At 61.2% G+C, this 15,850-nt stretch carries 14 protein-coding genes and 2 pseudogenes; 14 read left to right on the top strand and 2 right to left on the bottom strand.

The window, feature by feature from the left end:
- Window positions 1-30 precede the first annotated feature (30 nt).
- A complete protein-coding gene (locus DRB19_RS00350) occupies window positions 31-525 on the bottom strand; it encodes an NUDIX hydrolase (protein ID WP_114184038.1) in 495 nt (164 codons plus the stop codon).
- 139 nt (window positions 526-664) lie between these two features.
- Between DRB19_RS00350 and DRB19_RS00345 the strand changes: the two genes are divergently transcribed.
- Both DRB19_RS00345 and DRB19_RS00340 read left to right on the top strand, forming a co-directional pair.
- On the top strand, window positions 665-1,192 hold the full coding sequence (locus DRB19_RS00345; protein WP_162815541.1) for a CYTH domain-containing protein: 528 nt from the start codon (window positions 665-667) through the stop codon (window positions 1,190-1,192).
- Window positions 1,141-1,773: a CYTH and CHAD domain-containing protein gene (locus DRB19_RS00340; protein WP_162815540.1), complete on the top strand. Its 633-nt coding sequence runs from the start codon at window positions 1,141-1,143 to the stop codon at window positions 1,771-1,773. Before DRB19_RS00345 ends, DRB19_RS00340 begins: the two co-directional genes overlap by 52 nt.
- A gap of 318 nt (window positions 1,774-2,091) precedes the next feature.
- Here the strand turns inward: DRB19_RS00340 and DRB19_RS00335 are convergent, their stop codons facing one another.
- Complete coding sequence (locus DRB19_RS00335; RefSeq protein ID WP_114184035.1) at window positions 2,092-3,102, bottom strand: LacI family DNA-binding transcriptional regulator; 1,011 nt, start codon at window positions 3,100-3,102, stop codon at window positions 2,092-2,094.
- 354 nt (window positions 3,103-3,456) lie between these two features.
- Here DRB19_RS00335 and DRB19_RS00330 point away from each other — a divergent pair, with 354 nt between their 5' ends.
- The 12 genes and pseudogenes from DRB19_RS00330 (at window position 3,457) to DRB19_RS00285 (ending at window position 15,844) form a co-directional block, all read left to right on the top strand.
- Window positions 3,457-4,737, top strand: coding sequence for an ABC transporter substrate-binding protein (locus tag DRB19_RS00330; RefSeq protein WP_114184198.1), 1,281 nt, complete (start codon window positions 3,457-3,459; stop codon window positions 4,735-4,737).
- Between the two features lie 60 nt (window positions 4,738-4,797).
- Window positions 4,798-5,835 (top strand): carbohydrate ABC transporter permease, encoded by a 1,038-nt coding sequence (locus DRB19_RS00325; RefSeq protein WP_174799932.1) that lies wholly within the window; start codon window positions 4,798-4,800, stop codon window positions 5,833-5,835.
- 7 nt (window positions 5,836-5,842) lie between these two features.
- Entirely contained in the window at window positions 5,843-6,892 is a 1,050-nt protein-coding gene (locus DRB19_RS00320; protein WP_114184034.1) for a carbohydrate ABC transporter permease, read from the top strand.
- 16 nt (window positions 6,893-6,908) lie between these two features.
- Window positions 6,909-7,985 carry an ABC transporter ATP-binding protein gene (locus DRB19_RS00315; protein ID WP_114184033.1) on the top strand — a complete coding sequence of 359 codons (1,077 nt, stop codon included), beginning with the start codon at window positions 6,909-6,911 and terminating at the stop codon, window positions 7,983-7,985.
- A gap of 22 nt (window positions 7,986-8,007) precedes the next feature.
- A complete protein-coding gene (locus tag DRB19_RS00310; RefSeq protein WP_114184032.1) occupies window positions 8,008-10,386 on the top strand; it encodes a glycoside hydrolase family 31 protein in 2,379 nt (792 codons plus the stop codon).
- Window positions 10,387-10,430: 44 nt separating this feature from the next.
- Window positions 10,431-10,648: pseudogene (locus tag DRB19_RS30660) on the top strand (mannonate dehydratase); the annotation flags it as partial.
- A pseudogene (locus DRB19_RS30940) lies at window positions 10,625-10,714 on the top strand (carbohydrate ABC transporter permease); the annotation flags it as partial. The pseudogenes DRB19_RS30660 and DRB19_RS30940, both read left to right, overlap by 24 nt.
- A gap of 12 nt (window positions 10,715-10,726) precedes the next feature.
- The gene (gene araD, locus DRB19_RS00305; protein ID WP_114184031.1) at window positions 10,727-12,460 is read left to right on the top strand and encodes an L-arabinonate dehydratase; all 1,734 of its coding nucleotides are present in this window, start codon (window positions 10,727-10,729) and stop codon (window positions 12,458-12,460) included.
- Between the two features lie 10 nt (window positions 12,461-12,470).
- Window positions 12,471-13,280 carry an HpcH/HpaI aldolase family protein gene (locus DRB19_RS00300; protein ID WP_114184030.1) on the top strand — a complete coding sequence of 270 codons (810 nt, stop codon included), beginning with the start codon at window positions 12,471-12,473 and terminating at the stop codon, window positions 13,278-13,280.
- Complete coding sequence (locus DRB19_RS00295) at window positions 13,281-14,189, top strand: aldose 1-epimerase (RefSeq protein WP_114184029.1); 909 nt, start codon at window positions 13,281-13,283, stop codon at window positions 14,187-14,189. It abuts the gene before it with no gap.
- Window positions 14,186-15,067 carry an SMP-30/gluconolactonase/LRE family protein gene (locus tag DRB19_RS00290; protein WP_114184028.1) on the top strand — a complete coding sequence of 294 codons (882 nt, stop codon included), beginning with the start codon at window positions 14,186-14,188 and terminating at the stop codon, window positions 15,065-15,067. Before DRB19_RS00295 ends, DRB19_RS00290 begins: the two co-directional genes overlap by 4 nt.
- 12 nt (window positions 15,068-15,079) lie before the next feature.
- Complete coding sequence (locus DRB19_RS00285; RefSeq protein ID WP_114184027.1) at window positions 15,080-15,844, top strand: SDR family NAD(P)-dependent oxidoreductase; 765 nt, start codon at window positions 15,080-15,082, stop codon at window positions 15,842-15,844.
- Window positions 15,845-15,850 lie beyond the last annotated feature (6 nt).

Below are 15,850 nucleotides of genomic sequence, written 5' to 3'. Positions count from 1 at the left end.
CACTGAGCTGTTGATCTGGACGAGGGCAGGTCACGGCTGTCCAGCGTAGGACCACTGCGAAACGCTCGCCTGGTCCGACGGTCCCAAACGCCCTGACTGAACTTGCGGCGATAGATGCTGCTCAATCAGGAACGCAAGGCTTGAGGATCCCACCAGCGACAGCGCCGTCTCCACGTTGCACCGAAGCACCGAACGCTGGGCCGCCTCGGCCCATTTGCGCATCTGAAGCTTGACCATGAGCAGGTCGACATCCACGAGGCAGGTCGTGTCGCGGCCGCGGCGGCGACGGCTGAACTCGAACGTCCCGATGCAATGGGACTCGGCCAAGCCGATCAGGCCGGCTTCTTCTCGGGCTTCTTGGGTGGCCGCTTCATGCGGAGCGAGACCGGGAATGAGATTGCCCTTGGGAATGATCCAGCGCCCGCTGCCTCGTGCGGTCACGAGAAACACTTCGACCCCGCCATCCGCATTGACGAGCAGCGGGAGCGCACCGACCTGACGCAGCTTTCGTTTCCGGGCGAGCATGGGACCACATACCCCGCATCTGTAACAGTCAGACGACAGGCTGCGCGCTCGATCTTAAGGATGAATAAACGGAGAGACTGGTCTGATCCCTTCTTCCGATTTGATTAGGATGCACCACCGTCGATACCGGAATGGTTGCATGATCAAGCCTGCAAGCGCGATCCCAAGCGTGCCGATCGTCGAGACACCCACAGCGAATTCCGGTCGTCAGGACATCGAGATCAAGTTCAGAACGGATCGCGACGGTCTCATGCGAGCACAGGCGTCGCAGGTTCTGGCCGTGGTGTCAGCGCCCTGCACCGAGACTGTGTGCTCGGCCTATTTCGACACCGCATCGGGAGATCTGCGCAAGAACGGGATCGTTCTCCGCATCCGCAGAACGGGGCGGGCGAAGCCGATCCTTGGCGTCAAAGTGGCTCAAGCTTATGATGATCTGTTGCCCCGCAAGGAAGTCGAGGTCCATATGCCAGACATGCAGCCAGACCTGTCGCTGTTCGACGAGGCCACGGCGATCGAGCTGAGCGCTCTTGTTGGGGATCGCCCTCTCGCAGCGCAGTTCGAGACGACTATCATCGACGGACGATCCTGGTCGAGCGAGGCCGGTCCTAGATCGAAGTGGCTTTTGACGACGGGATCAATGTCGTCGCCAATCAGAGAGTGCCGCTGACTGAAATCGAACTGGTGCTGAAATCGGGCGATGAGCCCGCTTTGTACGACCTAGCGATCAGCCTTGCTGACGAACTGGCACTGCGGCTCGACTTTGTCAGCAAAGCCGAGCACGGCTTCCAAGCCATGTCTCGAGCGACATCCGCCGCCGTCAAAGCCACCCCGATCCAGTTCGCATCAGGGGCAACACTTGATGCCGCGGTGCAGGCGGTGCTCTCAAACACGCTGCTGCATTTCGTAGCCAACTGGGCCGCGATCAGGGAAGCAGAGAATCCGAGTACCATCCATCACATGCGGGTTGCCCTGTGTCGCATGCGGGCGGCGCTGGCGACGTTCAAGCGAGCTCTGCGCTGCTCGGACTTCGATCTCCTGCGGGAAGAGGCAAAGCGGATCGCCTCTGCGCTCGGTCCGGCACGGGACTGCGATGTTTTTTGCGAAACCGCAGACAATAGACCGTTGGCGCACCCTGATCGTCCCGTGGACTGTAACACCCTTCTCGCTGCCATCGAGAAGCGCCCGAATGCTGCCTATACCGACGCACGCTCGCGGCTTGAGGATCGCGACACCACGCTGTTCGTCTGAAGGTGGAAAGTCCCCTGGCCCGCCGCGCCTGGCGCAACGCCCTGTCTGGGCCGGAGCTGGCGCAGTTGACCGCTCCGGCAGCGGACTTTGCCCAACAGACCTGCTTGTATCCACTGCTTCAGCCTGAGCTTGCGTGAGATTGAATTGATTCTTGCCGCTCCGGGAATCCTGGTGAGCTGGCGTTGTCGCGGAAATGGCTAACGGGCTGAGCCGAGGCGCGGTAGGACATGACAATGCAACCCATTTGCTATGCTCGCCGCGAGTTCCCATTGAGATCATCCGGCATGTCGTGTGGCTCTACCGCGCTCCTCTATTGGACTAGCGGACAATGAGCTTATGCGGCAGAAGCTGTTCGGACGGTTGCTCGCCATCCCACAGGGCTTGCAACTGATCCACAACCTCGGTGCCAAAATCTGTATACGGGATGTGGACGGAGGTCAGCCAGGGCGCAATCCAGGCGTTGAGCTTGTTGTCATCAACGCCGACGATTCTGCAGTCTTCAGGGATCCGGACGCCAGTTTCAAAAGCAAGGCGGTAAGCGCCATAAGCCATAAGATCGCTCGGGCAGAACAGCCCCTGGGGCCATGGGTGCCCATCAACGAGCCTCTGAGCCGCGGCATAGCCAACCTCAAGATGCGACAGGCCTGGCGCCTCAGCCTGCCGGACCTCTCCATCCGATAAGCCAAGCTCCCTAAGGCGTGTGATGAACCCGTGCACACGATCGCGTGTCGCCGATGATCCTTGAGTAGGATGGATGACCGCAAGATCCCTGATCTCTCGTGCCCAAAGGTGGTCGGCCGCATCCGCTCCGGCACGTCGGTTATCAATTCCCACGAAGGCGCCCCCTCCGTCAGGGTTCCGGCGTCCAACGAACACAATAGGATCACCCCGGGCAATCGACGCCGACAGCGCTTCGCTGCGCACTGGATTAACGACGATGTATCCCTGGACGACCTGTGATCGCATCACGTGCAGGTATTCGTCCTGAAGATCTGCTCGGTCATGGGTGTCGCACAGGATCATGACGTAACCTGCCGAGCGCAAAGCCGCCTCGACCGACGCCGCGATGGCCGCCATAGCTGGGTTGTCGAGGTTGGGTGATAACATCGCAACAATGCAGCTTTCTCGTCTGCGCAACGTTCGGCCCACACGGTTGGGTCGGTAGCCGAGCGCCGCCACAAGCTTCTGAACCCGCTCGACGGTCTCGGCGGATGCTCGGCGGGTTTCGCCGTTCACAATGCGTGACACAGTAGCAACGGATACGCCCGCCTGAGCCGCTACCGTTGCTAGTGAAACTGGTTCTTGCCCGAAGGGTCGCTGCTTGTTCATGCCACCTTGTTCACGACATTTGCACCCCCTGTCGAGACCTCTGATGCTCTAGGCAGGCCCCCTAGACTAAAGGACGATAGACAGTTTAGGCAAACGTTTGCCAAAGTCCGCTGGCAAGATTGGCTTCAGGACTGCAGCGGTGGATTTGCGCCATGGCCAACACGCCGCCGGCAAGCAGTCACTGACTGATGCACGACTTAAGTAAAGTGGCGCCGATGCAGGTTTCAGCAAATTCCTCCGTCTGGAGGATGCAGCTGACAACTAGAGACATCTTTGATGAGATCTGATGCCCCTATGGCGCCACAGATCCGGGCCAATCTCGGCGTTCAACGAGAATATAAAACGGAGGAAACAATGAAGAGTACAACGATGCTCCTTGGCTGCGCCCTATTCGCGGTAAGCCTTGGAATTGGCAATGCTCAAGCTCAGACGACGCTGCGGATGACTTGGTACTCGGACGGCAACGAAGGCGAGGTCATGTCCGACCTCCTGCGCCGCTTTGAGGGGCAGAACAAAGACATCAAGATCGTTCTCGATCAGGTTCCGTTCAAAGCCATCAATGAGAATCTGCCCGTGCAGCTCGCGGCAGGACAGGGGCCGGACCTCGCGCGTGTCGCCGATCTTGGAGGCGTGGCCCGCTACATGCTGGATCTGCGTCCTCATCTGAAGGACCCGGCTTATTTCGAGACTAACTTCGGGCCCTTCCTCGAATGGATGCGGGTCCCGGGCGAGACGACCTCGATCCCAGGGTTCATGACCCAGCTCACCCTAACGGGTCCTTTCGTGAACAAGACCCTGTTCGAGCAGGCCAATGTTCCCATGCCCGGTCCGAAGGCGACCTGGGAGGAGTGGGCCAAAGCTGCGAAGGATGTTGCTGCAAAGGTACAGGCGCCGTTCCCGATCGCCATCGACCGGTCTGGCCACCGGTTCTTCAGCCTTGCCATCACGCAAGGTGCGAAGCTGTTTAACGAGAAGGGCGAACCCGCCATTGTGGACGAAGGATTCAAGCGAGGAGCGCAGATCGTTTTCGACTGGCACAAGAATGGCGTGATGTCGAAGGAGCTCTGGGGTTCGGTCGCGGGCACCGCCTACCGCGGTGCCAATGACGAGTTCAAGAACGCCCAGGTTGTGATGTACGAGTCGGGCTCCTGGCAGATTGGGCAGTTTGACAAGACGATCGGCGACGCATTCGACTGGGTGGCGGTTCCGACGCCGTGCGGGCCCGCCAACTGCTCCGGCATGCCGGGCGGCGCCGCACTCGTGGCCATCAAGACCACCCAGCATCCGAAAGAAGTCGCTCGCCTCATGGAATATCTCGCTAGCGAGCAGGTTGCGGCAGAATTTTATGATCGCTCACTCTTTGTGCCGGGCCATATGGGTATCGCGAAAAAAGGTCTTGAGTACAAGAGCGCCTCACCACAGGGCAAGGCAGCGCTGAAAGTCTTCAACGAAGGCGTGTCGCAGCTCTCTCCGGTTGCCAACAAGCTTCAGGGCTACGTCCACAACCGTGTGATCTTCAACGCGGTGATCAGCCGGCTTGGCCAAGCAATCGCCGGAGAGGCCTCGCTGGACGAGGCCTACCAGCGCATCGAGTCGGATGTGCAGCAGCAGATTGCTGAGCGCACCAAGCAGTAAAGCCCGAAACCTGCCCCGGGTAACCTCGCCCGGGGCATTCTCTCTCTGGCTGAAGACACCATGACCCTCACGTCAAAGACATCTCCGGTGACATCGCCGGCTCCGGCAGGTGGCCTGGCCCGATCACGCGGAACCAACCCCGTCCTGAAATTGGTCTCTCGGATCGTCGATTGGCCAATGACGGGCCTGCAGCGCCTCATTGGCGAGAGGCGGATGCCTTATGTCTTCCTGCTGCCGAACCTTGTGTTCTTCGGCCTTTTCGTGTTCGTGCCGATCGCCATCAACTTTGTCTATTCGGTCACTGGCGGTCCTGCACTGTTTCCGTCAGAGCGCCCTTACGTCGCGGCTGACCAGTATTCGTATCTGTTCGACTGCGGGTCCTATGTGGATCCGAACACCTGCCGTGAGGACCATTTCTGGCGCGGCGTCTACAACACGCTCTTCTTCTCTCTGTTTCAGGTTCTTGCGATGGTGGGGCTGTCGCTCCTGACCGCCGTCGTGCTCAACATGAAGATCCGCGGCCGCGGCTTCTTCCGCGCAGTTTATTTCTTTCCCGTCCTGCTGTCGCCGGTTGTGGTGGCGCTGATCTGGAAATGGATTTTGCAGCGCGATGGCCTTTTGAACGCCGCCATCACTGGCTTCGGCGGGGACAGGATCCTCTTTTTGACCGAGCCTGGCTGGGCCATGTTCTGGGCCATCTTCGTATCGGTCTGGGCCCATATGGGATTCTACACCCTCATCCTCCTGGCGGGACTTCAGGCCATTCCGTCCGATATCTACGAGGCCGCTGAAATGGATGCGACACCTCGCTGGCGTGTGTTCTGGCGCCTCACCCTGCCGCTACTCTGGCCCAACCTGATCGTTGTGATCGTGCTGTCCCTGATCCGCGCCGTACAAACGTTCGACGAGGTGTTCGTGCTGACTGGAGGCGGTCCGGGCACATCCACCCTCATGGTTGTGCAGTACATCTACGAGACGGCATTCTCGAACCAGGTTCAAAATTTCGGTCTTGCGGCGGCGGCCTCCGTAGTGCTCGGCATCGTGCTCTTCGCCCTGACACTGGCACAGCTCGCCTTCACGCAACGCAAGTCCTCGTGAGGCCGTCATGAACTTTGCTCATCTCGTCACTGCCCGTCGCAATCCCAAAGGTTGGCACTGGACCGACATCGCAGCCTACGCGTATCTGCTGCTCGGCGTGCTCCTGATGTTCGGTCCGGTGCTGTGGCTGATTCTATCGTCGTTCAAGACGCAAGCCAGCCTTCTGGAGTTTCCGCCCTCCCTTCTGCCGATGTCGCAGAAGGAGATAACGGTGCCTGGTTACCCGCAGCCGCTGCCGCTCTTCACGGTGACTATGGAGGACGGAACCACGCGGGAGCTCGCGCAGGTTCGCCGCGTCGGCATTCAAGCCCAGATGATTGATCCGGCCAACTCGGGCCGGCAGCTCAGGGTGCCCATCGACAAGCGTGTACCTGTGCGTCAATTTGCGCTCGCGACGGAAAACTACACCGAACCGCTGGAGCGCTTCGCCTTCCCACAGTTCCTTGCGAATTCGGTTTTTGTGACGGTAGTCGCAACCCTGATCACGCTTCTGATCAACTCCATGGCGGCGTATGCCCTCTCGATCTATGAATTCAAGGGTAAGAACGCCGCCATGCTGATGGTGATCGGCACCCTCATGATTCCGATCACCATCATTCTGGTGCCAGTCTACCTGGTGGTGACGAAGCTCGGCTTGGTCAACTCTCTTTGGGCCGTGATATTACCGGGCGCAGCGACACCGACGGGCGTATTCCTCCTGCGTCAGTACATGCTAACCCTGCCGCGCGATCTCATTGAAGCGGCCCGTATGGACAAGGCATCGGAGTGGCAGATCTATTGGCGCATCGTGATGCCTTTGACCCTGCCGGCGCTCGCGGTTCTGACCATCTTCTCGATCATGTGGCGCTGGAACGAGTTTCTCTGGCCACTCGCCGTCCTGACAAAGACGGAGTCCTACACGCTGCAGATCGGCCTCAACGCCTTCCAGGGCGAGCTGCAGACGCAGTGGCAGTATCTCCTTGCGATGACCGTGATGACCCTGACTCCAGTCGCGATCGTCTTTGTGTTCCTGCAACGCTTCATCACCACCGGTATCGCCAACACCGGGATGAAATAATTGGATTGGTTGGACCATGGCAGAGCTGAAGCTCATCGACATCAAGAAATCCTACGGCGCCGCCACAATCATTCATGGGGTCGATCTTGCGATCGCTGATGGCGAGTTCGTGGTGTTTGTCGGTCCCTCAGGCTGCGGGAAGTCCACGCTTTTGCGCATCATTGCTGGTCTCGAGCAGGTCAGCGGCGGCGAAATTCGGATCGACGGACAGAGCGTAACGAACGTTGCCGCCTCTGATCGAGGCCTTGCGATGGTGTTCCAGTCCTATGCGCTCTACCCGCACATGAGCGTGTACAAGAACATGGCCTTCGCTTTGGAGAACATGAGTCTGAACCGGACAGAGATCGATCAGCGCGTCCGCCGGGCGGCCCAGATGCTGCAGCTGACCGACTACCTCGATCGCAAACCGAAAGCTCTCTCGGGCGGGCAGCGCCAGCGCGTCGCGATCGGCCGTGCGATCGTGCGCGATCCCAAAATCTTCCTGTTTGACGAGCCTCTGTCCAACCTCGATGCAGAACTGCGCGTCGCCACGCGCAAGGAGCTTGCCGCCCTGCACGGGGAGATCGGCGGCACCATGATCTACGTCACGCACGATCAGGTCGAGGCCATGACCCTGGCAGACCGTATCGTGGTGCTGCGGGCTGGACGCATTGAGCAGGTTGGAACACCACTCGAAGTCTACAACCATCCGGCCAATCTCTTCGTGGCGGGCTTTATTGGATCGCCCCGCATGAACCTGCTTCCAGCGCGGCTAGCGGGTTCCGGACAGGTCGTTATTGGGAACGACACGCGACCGATTTCTGTACCCTCGACCGGTCAGGCCGCCTCGGGAGGCAACATCACGCTGGGTGCGCGCCCCGAGCACATTGATGTCGTAGACGAGAACCAGGCGGATCTTACCATAACGGTCAACCTGGTGGAGCAGCTCGGAGGCGAAACTTACCTGTACGGATCGGCTCCCGGCCTGCCGGAGCTGACCGTGCGCCAGGATGGACAGGCCCGATACGACCGGAACCATAGGGTTGGACTGCGCCTCAAGCGCGAGGCGCTTCACCTTTTCGACGCGGACGGAAACGCAATCCGCATTCGCTGATACTGCTGAGGAGACAATTTGAATGAAAGCGTTGACGGAGGGCCGCTATTGCGGCCGCGACGGAATTTGGGCCGTGTTCGACCTCGGCTGGAATACGGAACTGCGCGTGGGCATCCTGGAGCAGGATATCGGCCGAGTTTTCATGAAGCGCGACGGCGGCTATCGCCTCGACCGCAGCTGGAGCGTCGCGCCCGGCGGTGTGGAGCCTTCTTTTGAGGGGCGCCTGCGTGACTCCACAGAAGGATTCACCTGCCCTGACGCCTCCGTCACGGAGCAGGATGGTAGCGTCCAGCTCGAAGGCGCTGGGCTGAAGGCCGTGGTCACTTTGTCCCCCTTTGGCATCGCGTGGTACCGACTTGGCGACGATCGTCCCTTCCTGCGGGATCGGCCGACCCAAGCCTATTTCCTGTCGCGCAAGACCGGCGCGATTCAACATGTTATGGCGCGCGACCAGCACGATCGCCATTACGGCGTCGGCGACAAGGCAGGCCCCCTCGATCACACGGGCCGCCGCTTCAAGATCGACGCGGTGGATCCATGCGGCTTCGATGCGGAGCTGAGTGATCCGCTCTACAAAATGATTCCATTCCTCGTTGTAGACGGCCTGGCGGGCGCGCATGGCGTCTACTATGACAATCTTGCCGTTGGCGAAATGGATCTAGGCTGCACGATTGACAATTATCATGGGCTCTTCCGATCCTACAGCGCGCAGGATGGTGACCTTGATTTCTACGTCGTCGCGGGACCCGGCGTGCCAGATGTAGTGCGGCGCTTTTCCTGGCTGACTGGCGGTCAAGCCTTTGCGCCGAAATGGACGCTCGGCTTCGCCACCACGACGATGACAATCACGGACGCGCCGGATGCCGATGCGAGGATCACGGACTTTATTGAGAAGTGCCGCTACCACCAGATCCCCTGCGACAGCTTTCATTTCGGCTCCGGCTACACATCCATTGGGCACCGCCGCTACGCATTCAACTGGAACCGCGACAAGTTTCCCGACCCGGCAGGCACCATGCGCCGGCTGAAGGAAGCCGGCAAGCAGCCAGTCACCAACCTCAAGCCCTGCCTTCTGGATGACCATCCCCGCCTGAACGAGGCACGGGAGCAGGGCATTCTCGTTATGGATGGCGCGACGAGTCAGCCGGCCGTAGCGCAGTTCTGGGATGGTCTTGGCTTCCACGTCGACTTCACGAACCCTGATGGGCGCGCCTGGTGGCGGGATGGAATTCAGACCGCACTGCTCGACTATGGTGTCGTCTCAGTCTGGAACGACAACAACGAGTACGAGATCTGGGACGAGGACGCCATGTGCAATGGCGATGGGCGTCCCTTCCCACAGACCTTGGCGCGGGCGGCGCAGCCGCTTCTCATGACGAAGCTATCCTTCGAGGCGCAGGCCGCTTACGCACCCGGGAAACGGCCCTATGCGGTCACGCGTGGTGGGGCGGCAGGCCTGTGGCGCTATGCCCAGACGTGGTCAGGCGACAACGAGACAGCCTGGAAAACTCTTCGATTCAACCTGACCCAAGGGCTCAACATGAGCCTGTCTGGCATGTTCAACATTGGGCACGACGTCGGCGGATTCCATGGACCAAGTCCGAATGCGGAGCTGTTCTGCCGTTTCGTGGAATTCTGCTCTCTCTGGCCACGCTTCGTCATGAACTCCTGGAAGGACACTGGCATCGTCAACCTGCCGTGGATGCACGAGAGCGTCATTCCTCAGGTTCGTGGTGCCATCACGCTGCGTTACCGGCTGATGCCCTACCTCTACACACAGATGTGGTGGGCCTCACGTGAGAACGAGCCAGTCGTGCGTCCGTTGTTTTATAGTTTCCCCGATGATCGTGCAGCCCTTGATATCCAGGACAGCTTTATGCTGGGGCCAGACATTCTGGTGGCGCCCGTTCTTGAGGAGGGGGCAACGGACCGAAAGGTTTACCTGCCAGAGCATCCGGGCGGATGGTTCGACTTCCACGACGGACGCCACTTTGATGGGCGACAGACGATCACGGTCCCAGCACCTCTCGGCCGCCTGCCTGTTTTCGTCCGATGCGGTGCCATCATTCCGGTGACCCGGCAAACCGATGGGATCAATCCGAGCGCCGACACGCAGCGCGAGTTGATTATCTTCGGTGCTCCGCAAGACGTTGCCGATGCATATCTCTTTGAGGATGACGGAGATACATCGGACTGGCAGGGCGACGGCCGGCTGGAGCTCCGCTTCCAGCTGCGGCGAAGCGATAAGAACCTAGTTCTATCTCTCAACTCCGTCGGTTCCTACCGGCCAGCTTTCGACACGGTCTCGGTTCGTGCGGTCGCCGTCGACGTGCCGATCCGGATCGAAGCGCCGGAGGGATCCATTAAGGTCGCGCAGGGCGCTCCGGCGTTCCAAGGCTGAGACAGTATCACATCGGCTCTCGAACTGCAGGAAGGACGTGATCCATGAGACAAGCTTGGCGATGGTTCGGCCCCAATGATCCGGTAACACTTGATGCGGTTCGTCAGGCAGGAGCTACGGATATTGTATCCGCGCTCCATCATGTCCCGCCGGGTGAGGCGTGGTCGCTCAACGATGTTGAGTGCCACCGCGACGTTATCGAGACCACGCCGACTGGCGCTCGCCATTGAGGTGGTCAGTAATCGAGAGCATCCCCGTCGCGGTACTGATCGTGGTCTTCCAGGAGCGCGTCGTGTCCGGCCTGACCTCCGGCGGCATCATGGGATAAGGGATTATTGTAATGACACGCCGAATGATCGGGGAGCTGCGGAGCCAGCGCTGGTTCGCATCCGACGACATGCGCGGATTCGCGCATCGCCAGCGCACCCAGCAGATGGGCTTGCGTCGAGAGGAGTTCCTTGGAAAGCCGGTCGTAGCCGTCGTCAACACCTGGAGCGAGCTCAGCCCTTGCCACTCGCACCTGCGCGACCGTGCTGAGGCCGTGAAGCGCGGCGTCTGGCAGGCGGGCGGATATCCGGTGGAGCTGCCGGCTTTGTCGGTCGGCGAGGTGATGGTGAAGCCCACCACCATGCTCTACCGCAACTTCCTCGCCATGGAGGTGGAGGAACTCCTGCGTTCCCATCCCATTGATGGCGCCATCCTCCTGGGCGGCTGCGACAAGTCCACGCCCGGCCTCCTCATGGGAGCGATCAGCATGGACATTCCCGTCATCTACTGCCCGGCTGGGCCCATGTCGAACGGACATTGGCGCGGGCATAAGACCGGCGCTGGCACCCACACGAAGAAGTACTGGGACGAACTTCGCGCCGGCAACATCACGCAGGACGATTGGGTCGATCTTGAGAGCCGGATGACCCGCTCCATCGGCACCTGCAACACCATGGGCACGGCCTCCACCATGACGTCGATTGTGGACGCCATGGGACTGACGCTTCCCGGGGCATCCTCCATTCCAGCCGCCGACAGTGGCCATCCGCGCATGGCCTCGGCCTGCGGGGAGCGCATCATCGCGATGATCTGGGAGGACTGGAAGCCCTCACAGTTCCTCGACGCGCGCAGCTTTCGCAACGGGCTCGTAGCCTATATGGCGCTCGGCGGATCGACCAACGCCGCCGTTCACCTGATCGCCATGGCGCGCCGGGCTGGGGTCGACCTCACCCTCGACGACATGTCCGATATGGCGGGCAGAGTGCCGGTCTGCGCCAATCTGTTTCCATCAGGCGAATATCTGATGGAGGATTTCTACTTCGCAGGCGGGCTACTGGCGCTGCTCAAGAAACTGGAGCGTCATCTCGACGAGGATGCCATGACCGTGAACGGCAGGACGCTCGGTGAGAACATCGCGGGGACCGAGTGCTGGAACGACGAGGTCATCCGGGGTGAGGACAACCCAGTCGTGCCGCTTTCGCGCGGCAAGACCCTGGCCGTGCTCCGCGGCAATCTGGCCCCCAACGGTGCCGTCATGAAGTCCTCGGCGGCCAACCCGAAATTTCTCAAGCATGTCGGACCCGCGCTCGTCTTCGACAGCCCCGCCGAAATGAACCGCACCATCGACGACCCCGATCTCGATGTCACGGAGGACACGGTCATCGTGCTCCGCAATGCCGGCCCTGTGGGCGCGCCGGGCATGCCGGAATGGGGTAACCTGCCGATTCCGAAAAAGCTCCTGAAGCAGGGCGCGCGCGACATGGTACGCATCTGCGACGGGCGCATGAGCGGCACCCATTACGGCACCTGCATTCTGCATGTGGCGCCAGAAGCGGCGGTCGGCGGCCCCCTCGGGCTTCTGAAGACGGGAGACCTCGTGGAGCTCGACGTGGAAGCAGGGCGCCTCGACATGAAGGTCGACGATAAGGAGTTGGAGCGCCGCCGCGCCGAGTGGAAGCCAGGAGCGCTACGCTACGAGCGCTCCTTTGCAGCCCTCTACCAGCGCCACGTCTCCCAGGCCGACGAAGGCTGCGACTTCGACTTCCTGTCCACCCGCGGCCTCGTGGCCGAGCCGTCAATCTTCTGAAAGTTTCGTCATGATCAGCATCGAGAACCGCTTCAAAGGCTGGCTAAAGGGGCAGGGGCCGCGCCCGCCGCTCGGCACCTGGCTCATGGCGGCCGCCCCTGCTACCGCTGAGGCCATGGGGTACAGCGGCTTCGATTTTCTCGTCGTCGATATGGAGCACGTGCCGATCGAGGTATCGGATTTGGCTCATATCCTGCGCGCTATTGGCTGCACACCAGCCGATGCGGTGGTGCGTCTTGCCTGGAACGATCAGGTGCTCGTGAAGCGCGTGCTCGATGCGGGCGCCCAGACGATCATGCTGCCGTTCGTTCAGACGGCCGAGGAGGCACGTCAGGCCGTCTCGTTCGCGAAGTATCCTCCGGAGGGCGTGCGCGGCGTTGCCGCCGTGCACCGCGGCTCGCGGTTCGGCCGCGCGGCGGATTACCTCAATCGCGCCAACGATCAGGTCGCGGTGATCGTCCAGCTCGAAACGCCGGAGGCGGTCGAGCGGATGCCAGAGATCGCCGCTGTTCCCGGGATCGATGCTTTGTTCGTTGGGCCCGGCGACCTTGCCGCCGCCATGGGGCATATCGGCAACATTGCGCACGCAGAGGTGCAGGCACTGGTCGAGAAGGCAGCCAGGGTGGCGCAGGAAGCCGGCAAGCCGGTGGGCATCGTCGGTCCTAATCCGGACATGGTGCGCCGCTTCATCGGCTACGGCTACAGCTACGTGGCGGTGGCTTCCGACATCGCCATGATGACGAGCCGTGCCTCCGAATGGCTCGGCGCTCTCAGGGGCGAGGCAGCCTCTGCTCCGGCGGCGCCTACTGCGGCCTACTGAATTCTTGAGGAGGTTATCCTGATCGTCACGCTCAGGAGTAGCACTCTAAAGCTCGATCTGGCACCGTCCATCGGAGGTGCCATCGCGGGTTTCTGGCATGATAATGTGGCGCTCATGCGTGAGACCCCCGAGCAGGCGTTGCGCGATGGGTTGGTGCGGCAGACCAGCTGTTATCCGCTCATGCCCTACAGCAATCGCATTGCGCAGGGGCGCTTCTCGTTCGAGGGTTTCGAGCATCGGCTGGTGCTGAACTTCGGCGATCACCCGCATTCCATCCACGGCAACGCCTGGCAGAGGCCATGGCAGGTGGCGGCAGCGGATGATGCACGCTGCCGTCTCGTTCTCATCCACCGTCCGGTTGGTGACGAGGCGAGGGGCTGGCCCTTCGCCTACCGGGCCGAGCAGCTCTTCGAGCTGTCCCCGGATGGATTGACGATTACATTATCGCTTGAGAACGAGCATCATCGCGCCATGCCGGCCGGTTTGGGGCTGCATCCGTTCTTCCCCAAGCGCCCTGGGGTTCGGCTGCAGTTTGCGGCCAAGCGCGTTTACCCGAATGGCGACGATTCGCTTCCAGTGGACAGCGTCCCGGTTCCAGATGATTGGAGCTACCGGACCATGCGCGAGTTGGGCGAGCCGCGTCTCGACAACTGCTTCGCGGGCTGGGATGGAACGGCACGCATCGCCTATGTTCAGGAGAAGATCGCCTTGACCATCGAGGCCGATCCGCTTTTCGGTCACCTCGTGGTGTACGCTCCCACGGGGCGTGACTTTTTCGCCGTCGAACCTGTGAGCCACGTGAACGACGCCATCAGCCGACCCGACGTGGCGGGTCACGGCCTCAAAGTTCTCAAACCAGGCGAGCGCTTGACGGCGCAGGCGCGCTTCGGAGTGGAGGTGCTGTCGTGAGCCTGACGGTCGCATTGGATGTTCGGGCCGAACTCGGAGAGTGTCCCCTGTGGTCCGTCGAGGAGCAGGCGCTCTACTTCGTCGACATCAAGGGCAGGGCCCTCCACCGCTTTGTCCTCGCAACCGGTGCGCATCGCACCTTTGCGATGCCGGAGGAGATTGGGTGCATCGGGCTCCGGAAAGGCGGCGGCTTCATCGCCGGTTTCCGCTCGGGCCTCTGGCTGCTCGACGCTGACGGCAACTGTACGCAAAAGCTCGCCGACAATCCGGAGGACCAGCGCACAAGCCGGTTCAACGACGGCCGTACCGATCCGGTGGGACGCTTCCTGGCTGGCACAATCGATGAGCCCAAGGATGGCGGCAAGGCGCATCTTTACCGGTACGACTCCCGTGGACTGGAAACACTCGCCGCAGGTCTTCTAACCTCCAACGGCGTCGCCTTCTCGCCCGATGGCCGTGCCCTTTACCACTCGGACACGCCCACCTTCACGGTGTGGCGCTACGCCTACGATCCCGCAACCGGGCAGGCCACAGACAAGACCCTGTTCGTGCGTCTCCAGCCCACCAAAACCGATCGCGGACGTCCCGATGGCGCTGCGGTGGATGCCGAAGGCTGCTACTGGACCGCCCTGTTCGATGGCGGACGGATCCAGCGCTATTCGCCGGAAGGACGCCTGTTGGCCGAATATCCCGTTCCGGCTCGCTGCCCCACCATGGTCTGCTTCGGCGGCCCAGATCTGAAAACCCTGTACGTGACATCCGCCCGTACGGGTTGTTCCGAGGATGAGCTCAGGATCTATCCGCATTCCGGCAGCCTTTTCGCTATGCCGGTCGAAGTGCCGGGACTGCCCGAATACAAGTTCGATTTCTCCGCTTAAGGCTGCATTGCCATGTCGTTCGATTATACAACCGTCCAATATCGCTCCCTTGCTGACCGATCAGTCGTCGTCACCGGCGGTGCCTCCGGGATCGGCGAGGCGATGGTCAAGGCCTTTGTCGCTCAAGGCGCGCGCGTCTCGTTTATTGACATTGCAAGGGACGCGGGCGAGGCCCTGGCGGGGGCAACGAGCGCTAGCTTCTATGTCTGCGATGTCACCGATATTCCAGCTCTCCGCGAGGCACTGTTCCAGATCGAGGATGAGCATGGCGCTGTGGACGTTCTCGTCAACAATGCCGGCAAGGATGACCGGCACGACATCACAGAGGTGGAGCCTGACTACTGGCGGAGCGCGCTGGCGCTCAACCTCGATCACCAGTTCTTTGCAACGCAGGCGGTCTCAAAAGGCATGGCTGCTCGGGGCGCTGGTTCGATCATCATGCTCGGTTCCATCTCCTGGATGCGTGGGCGTCCCGGCATGGTGGGCTACACTACCGCCAAGGCGGCGATCAACGGGATGACGCGCACGCTGGCCCGCGAGTTGGGGCCGGCCGGCATCCGGGTGAACTGCATCGTGCCGGGCGCGATCCTCACCGAGCGGCAGAAGAAGCTCTGGTTGACGCCGGAATCAAACCAGCAGTTCCTGGACCTCCAGGCTCTGAAGTTCCGGCTCGATGCCAGTCATGTCGCCAGGATGGCGCTCTTCCTTGCATCTGACGAGAGCGGCGGCTGCACGGGGGCGAACTTCATCGTCGATGCTGGCCTGACGCAGAATTGAGACAGT

Origin of the sequence: Microvirga aerophila (assembly GCF_003332305.1) — a bacterium.
Taxonomy (GTDB): Bacteria; Pseudomonadota; Alphaproteobacteria; order Rhizobiales; family Beijerinckiaceae; genus Microvirga; species Microvirga aerophila.
Note: the sequence above shows the minus strand (reverse complement) of the source record. Positions and strands in the feature narration are given on the sequence as shown.

Excerpts from the sequence above, each read along its gene's own strand:
- DRB19_RS00285 (WP_114184027.1), top strand. The coding sequence starts at position 15,080 with ATGTCGTTCGATTATACAACCGTCCAATATCGCTCCCTTGCTGACCGA.
- DRB19_RS00300 (WP_114184030.1), top strand. The coding sequence starts at position 12,471 with ATGATCAGCATCGAGAACCGCTTCAAAGGCTGGCTAAAGGGGCAGGGG.
- DRB19_RS00345 (WP_162815541.1), top strand. The coding sequence starts at position 665 with ATGATCAAGCCTGCAAGCGCGATCCCAAGCGTGCCGATCGTCGAGACA.
- araD (WP_114184031.1), top strand. The coding sequence starts at position 10,727 with ATGACACGCCGAATGATCGGGGAGCTGCGGAGCCAGCGCTGGTTCGCA.
- DRB19_RS00350 (WP_114184038.1), bottom strand. The coding sequence starts at position 525 with ATGCTCGCCCGGAAACGAAAGCTGCGTCAGGTCGGTGCGCTCCCGCTG.
- DRB19_RS00310 (WP_114184032.1), top strand. The coding sequence starts at position 8,008 with ATGAAAGCGTTGACGGAGGGCCGCTATTGCGGCCGCGACGGAATTTGG.
- DRB19_RS00315 (WP_114184033.1), top strand. The coding sequence starts at position 6,909 with ATGGCAGAGCTGAAGCTCATCGACATCAAGAAATCCTACGGCGCCGCC.
- DRB19_RS00330 (WP_114184198.1), top strand. The coding sequence starts at position 3,457 with ATGAAGAGTACAACGATGCTCCTTGGCTGCGCCCTATTCGCGGTAAGC.
- DRB19_RS00325 (WP_174799932.1), top strand. The coding sequence starts at position 4,798 with ATGACCCTCACGTCAAAGACATCTCCGGTGACATCGCCGGCTCCGGCA.
- DRB19_RS00320 (WP_114184034.1), top strand. The coding sequence starts at position 5,843 with ATGAACTTTGCTCATCTCGTCACTGCCCGTCGCAATCCCAAAGGTTGG.
- DRB19_RS00335 (WP_114184035.1), bottom strand. The coding sequence starts at position 3,102 with ATGAACAAGCAGCGACCCTTCGGGCAAGAACCAGTTTCACTAGCAACG.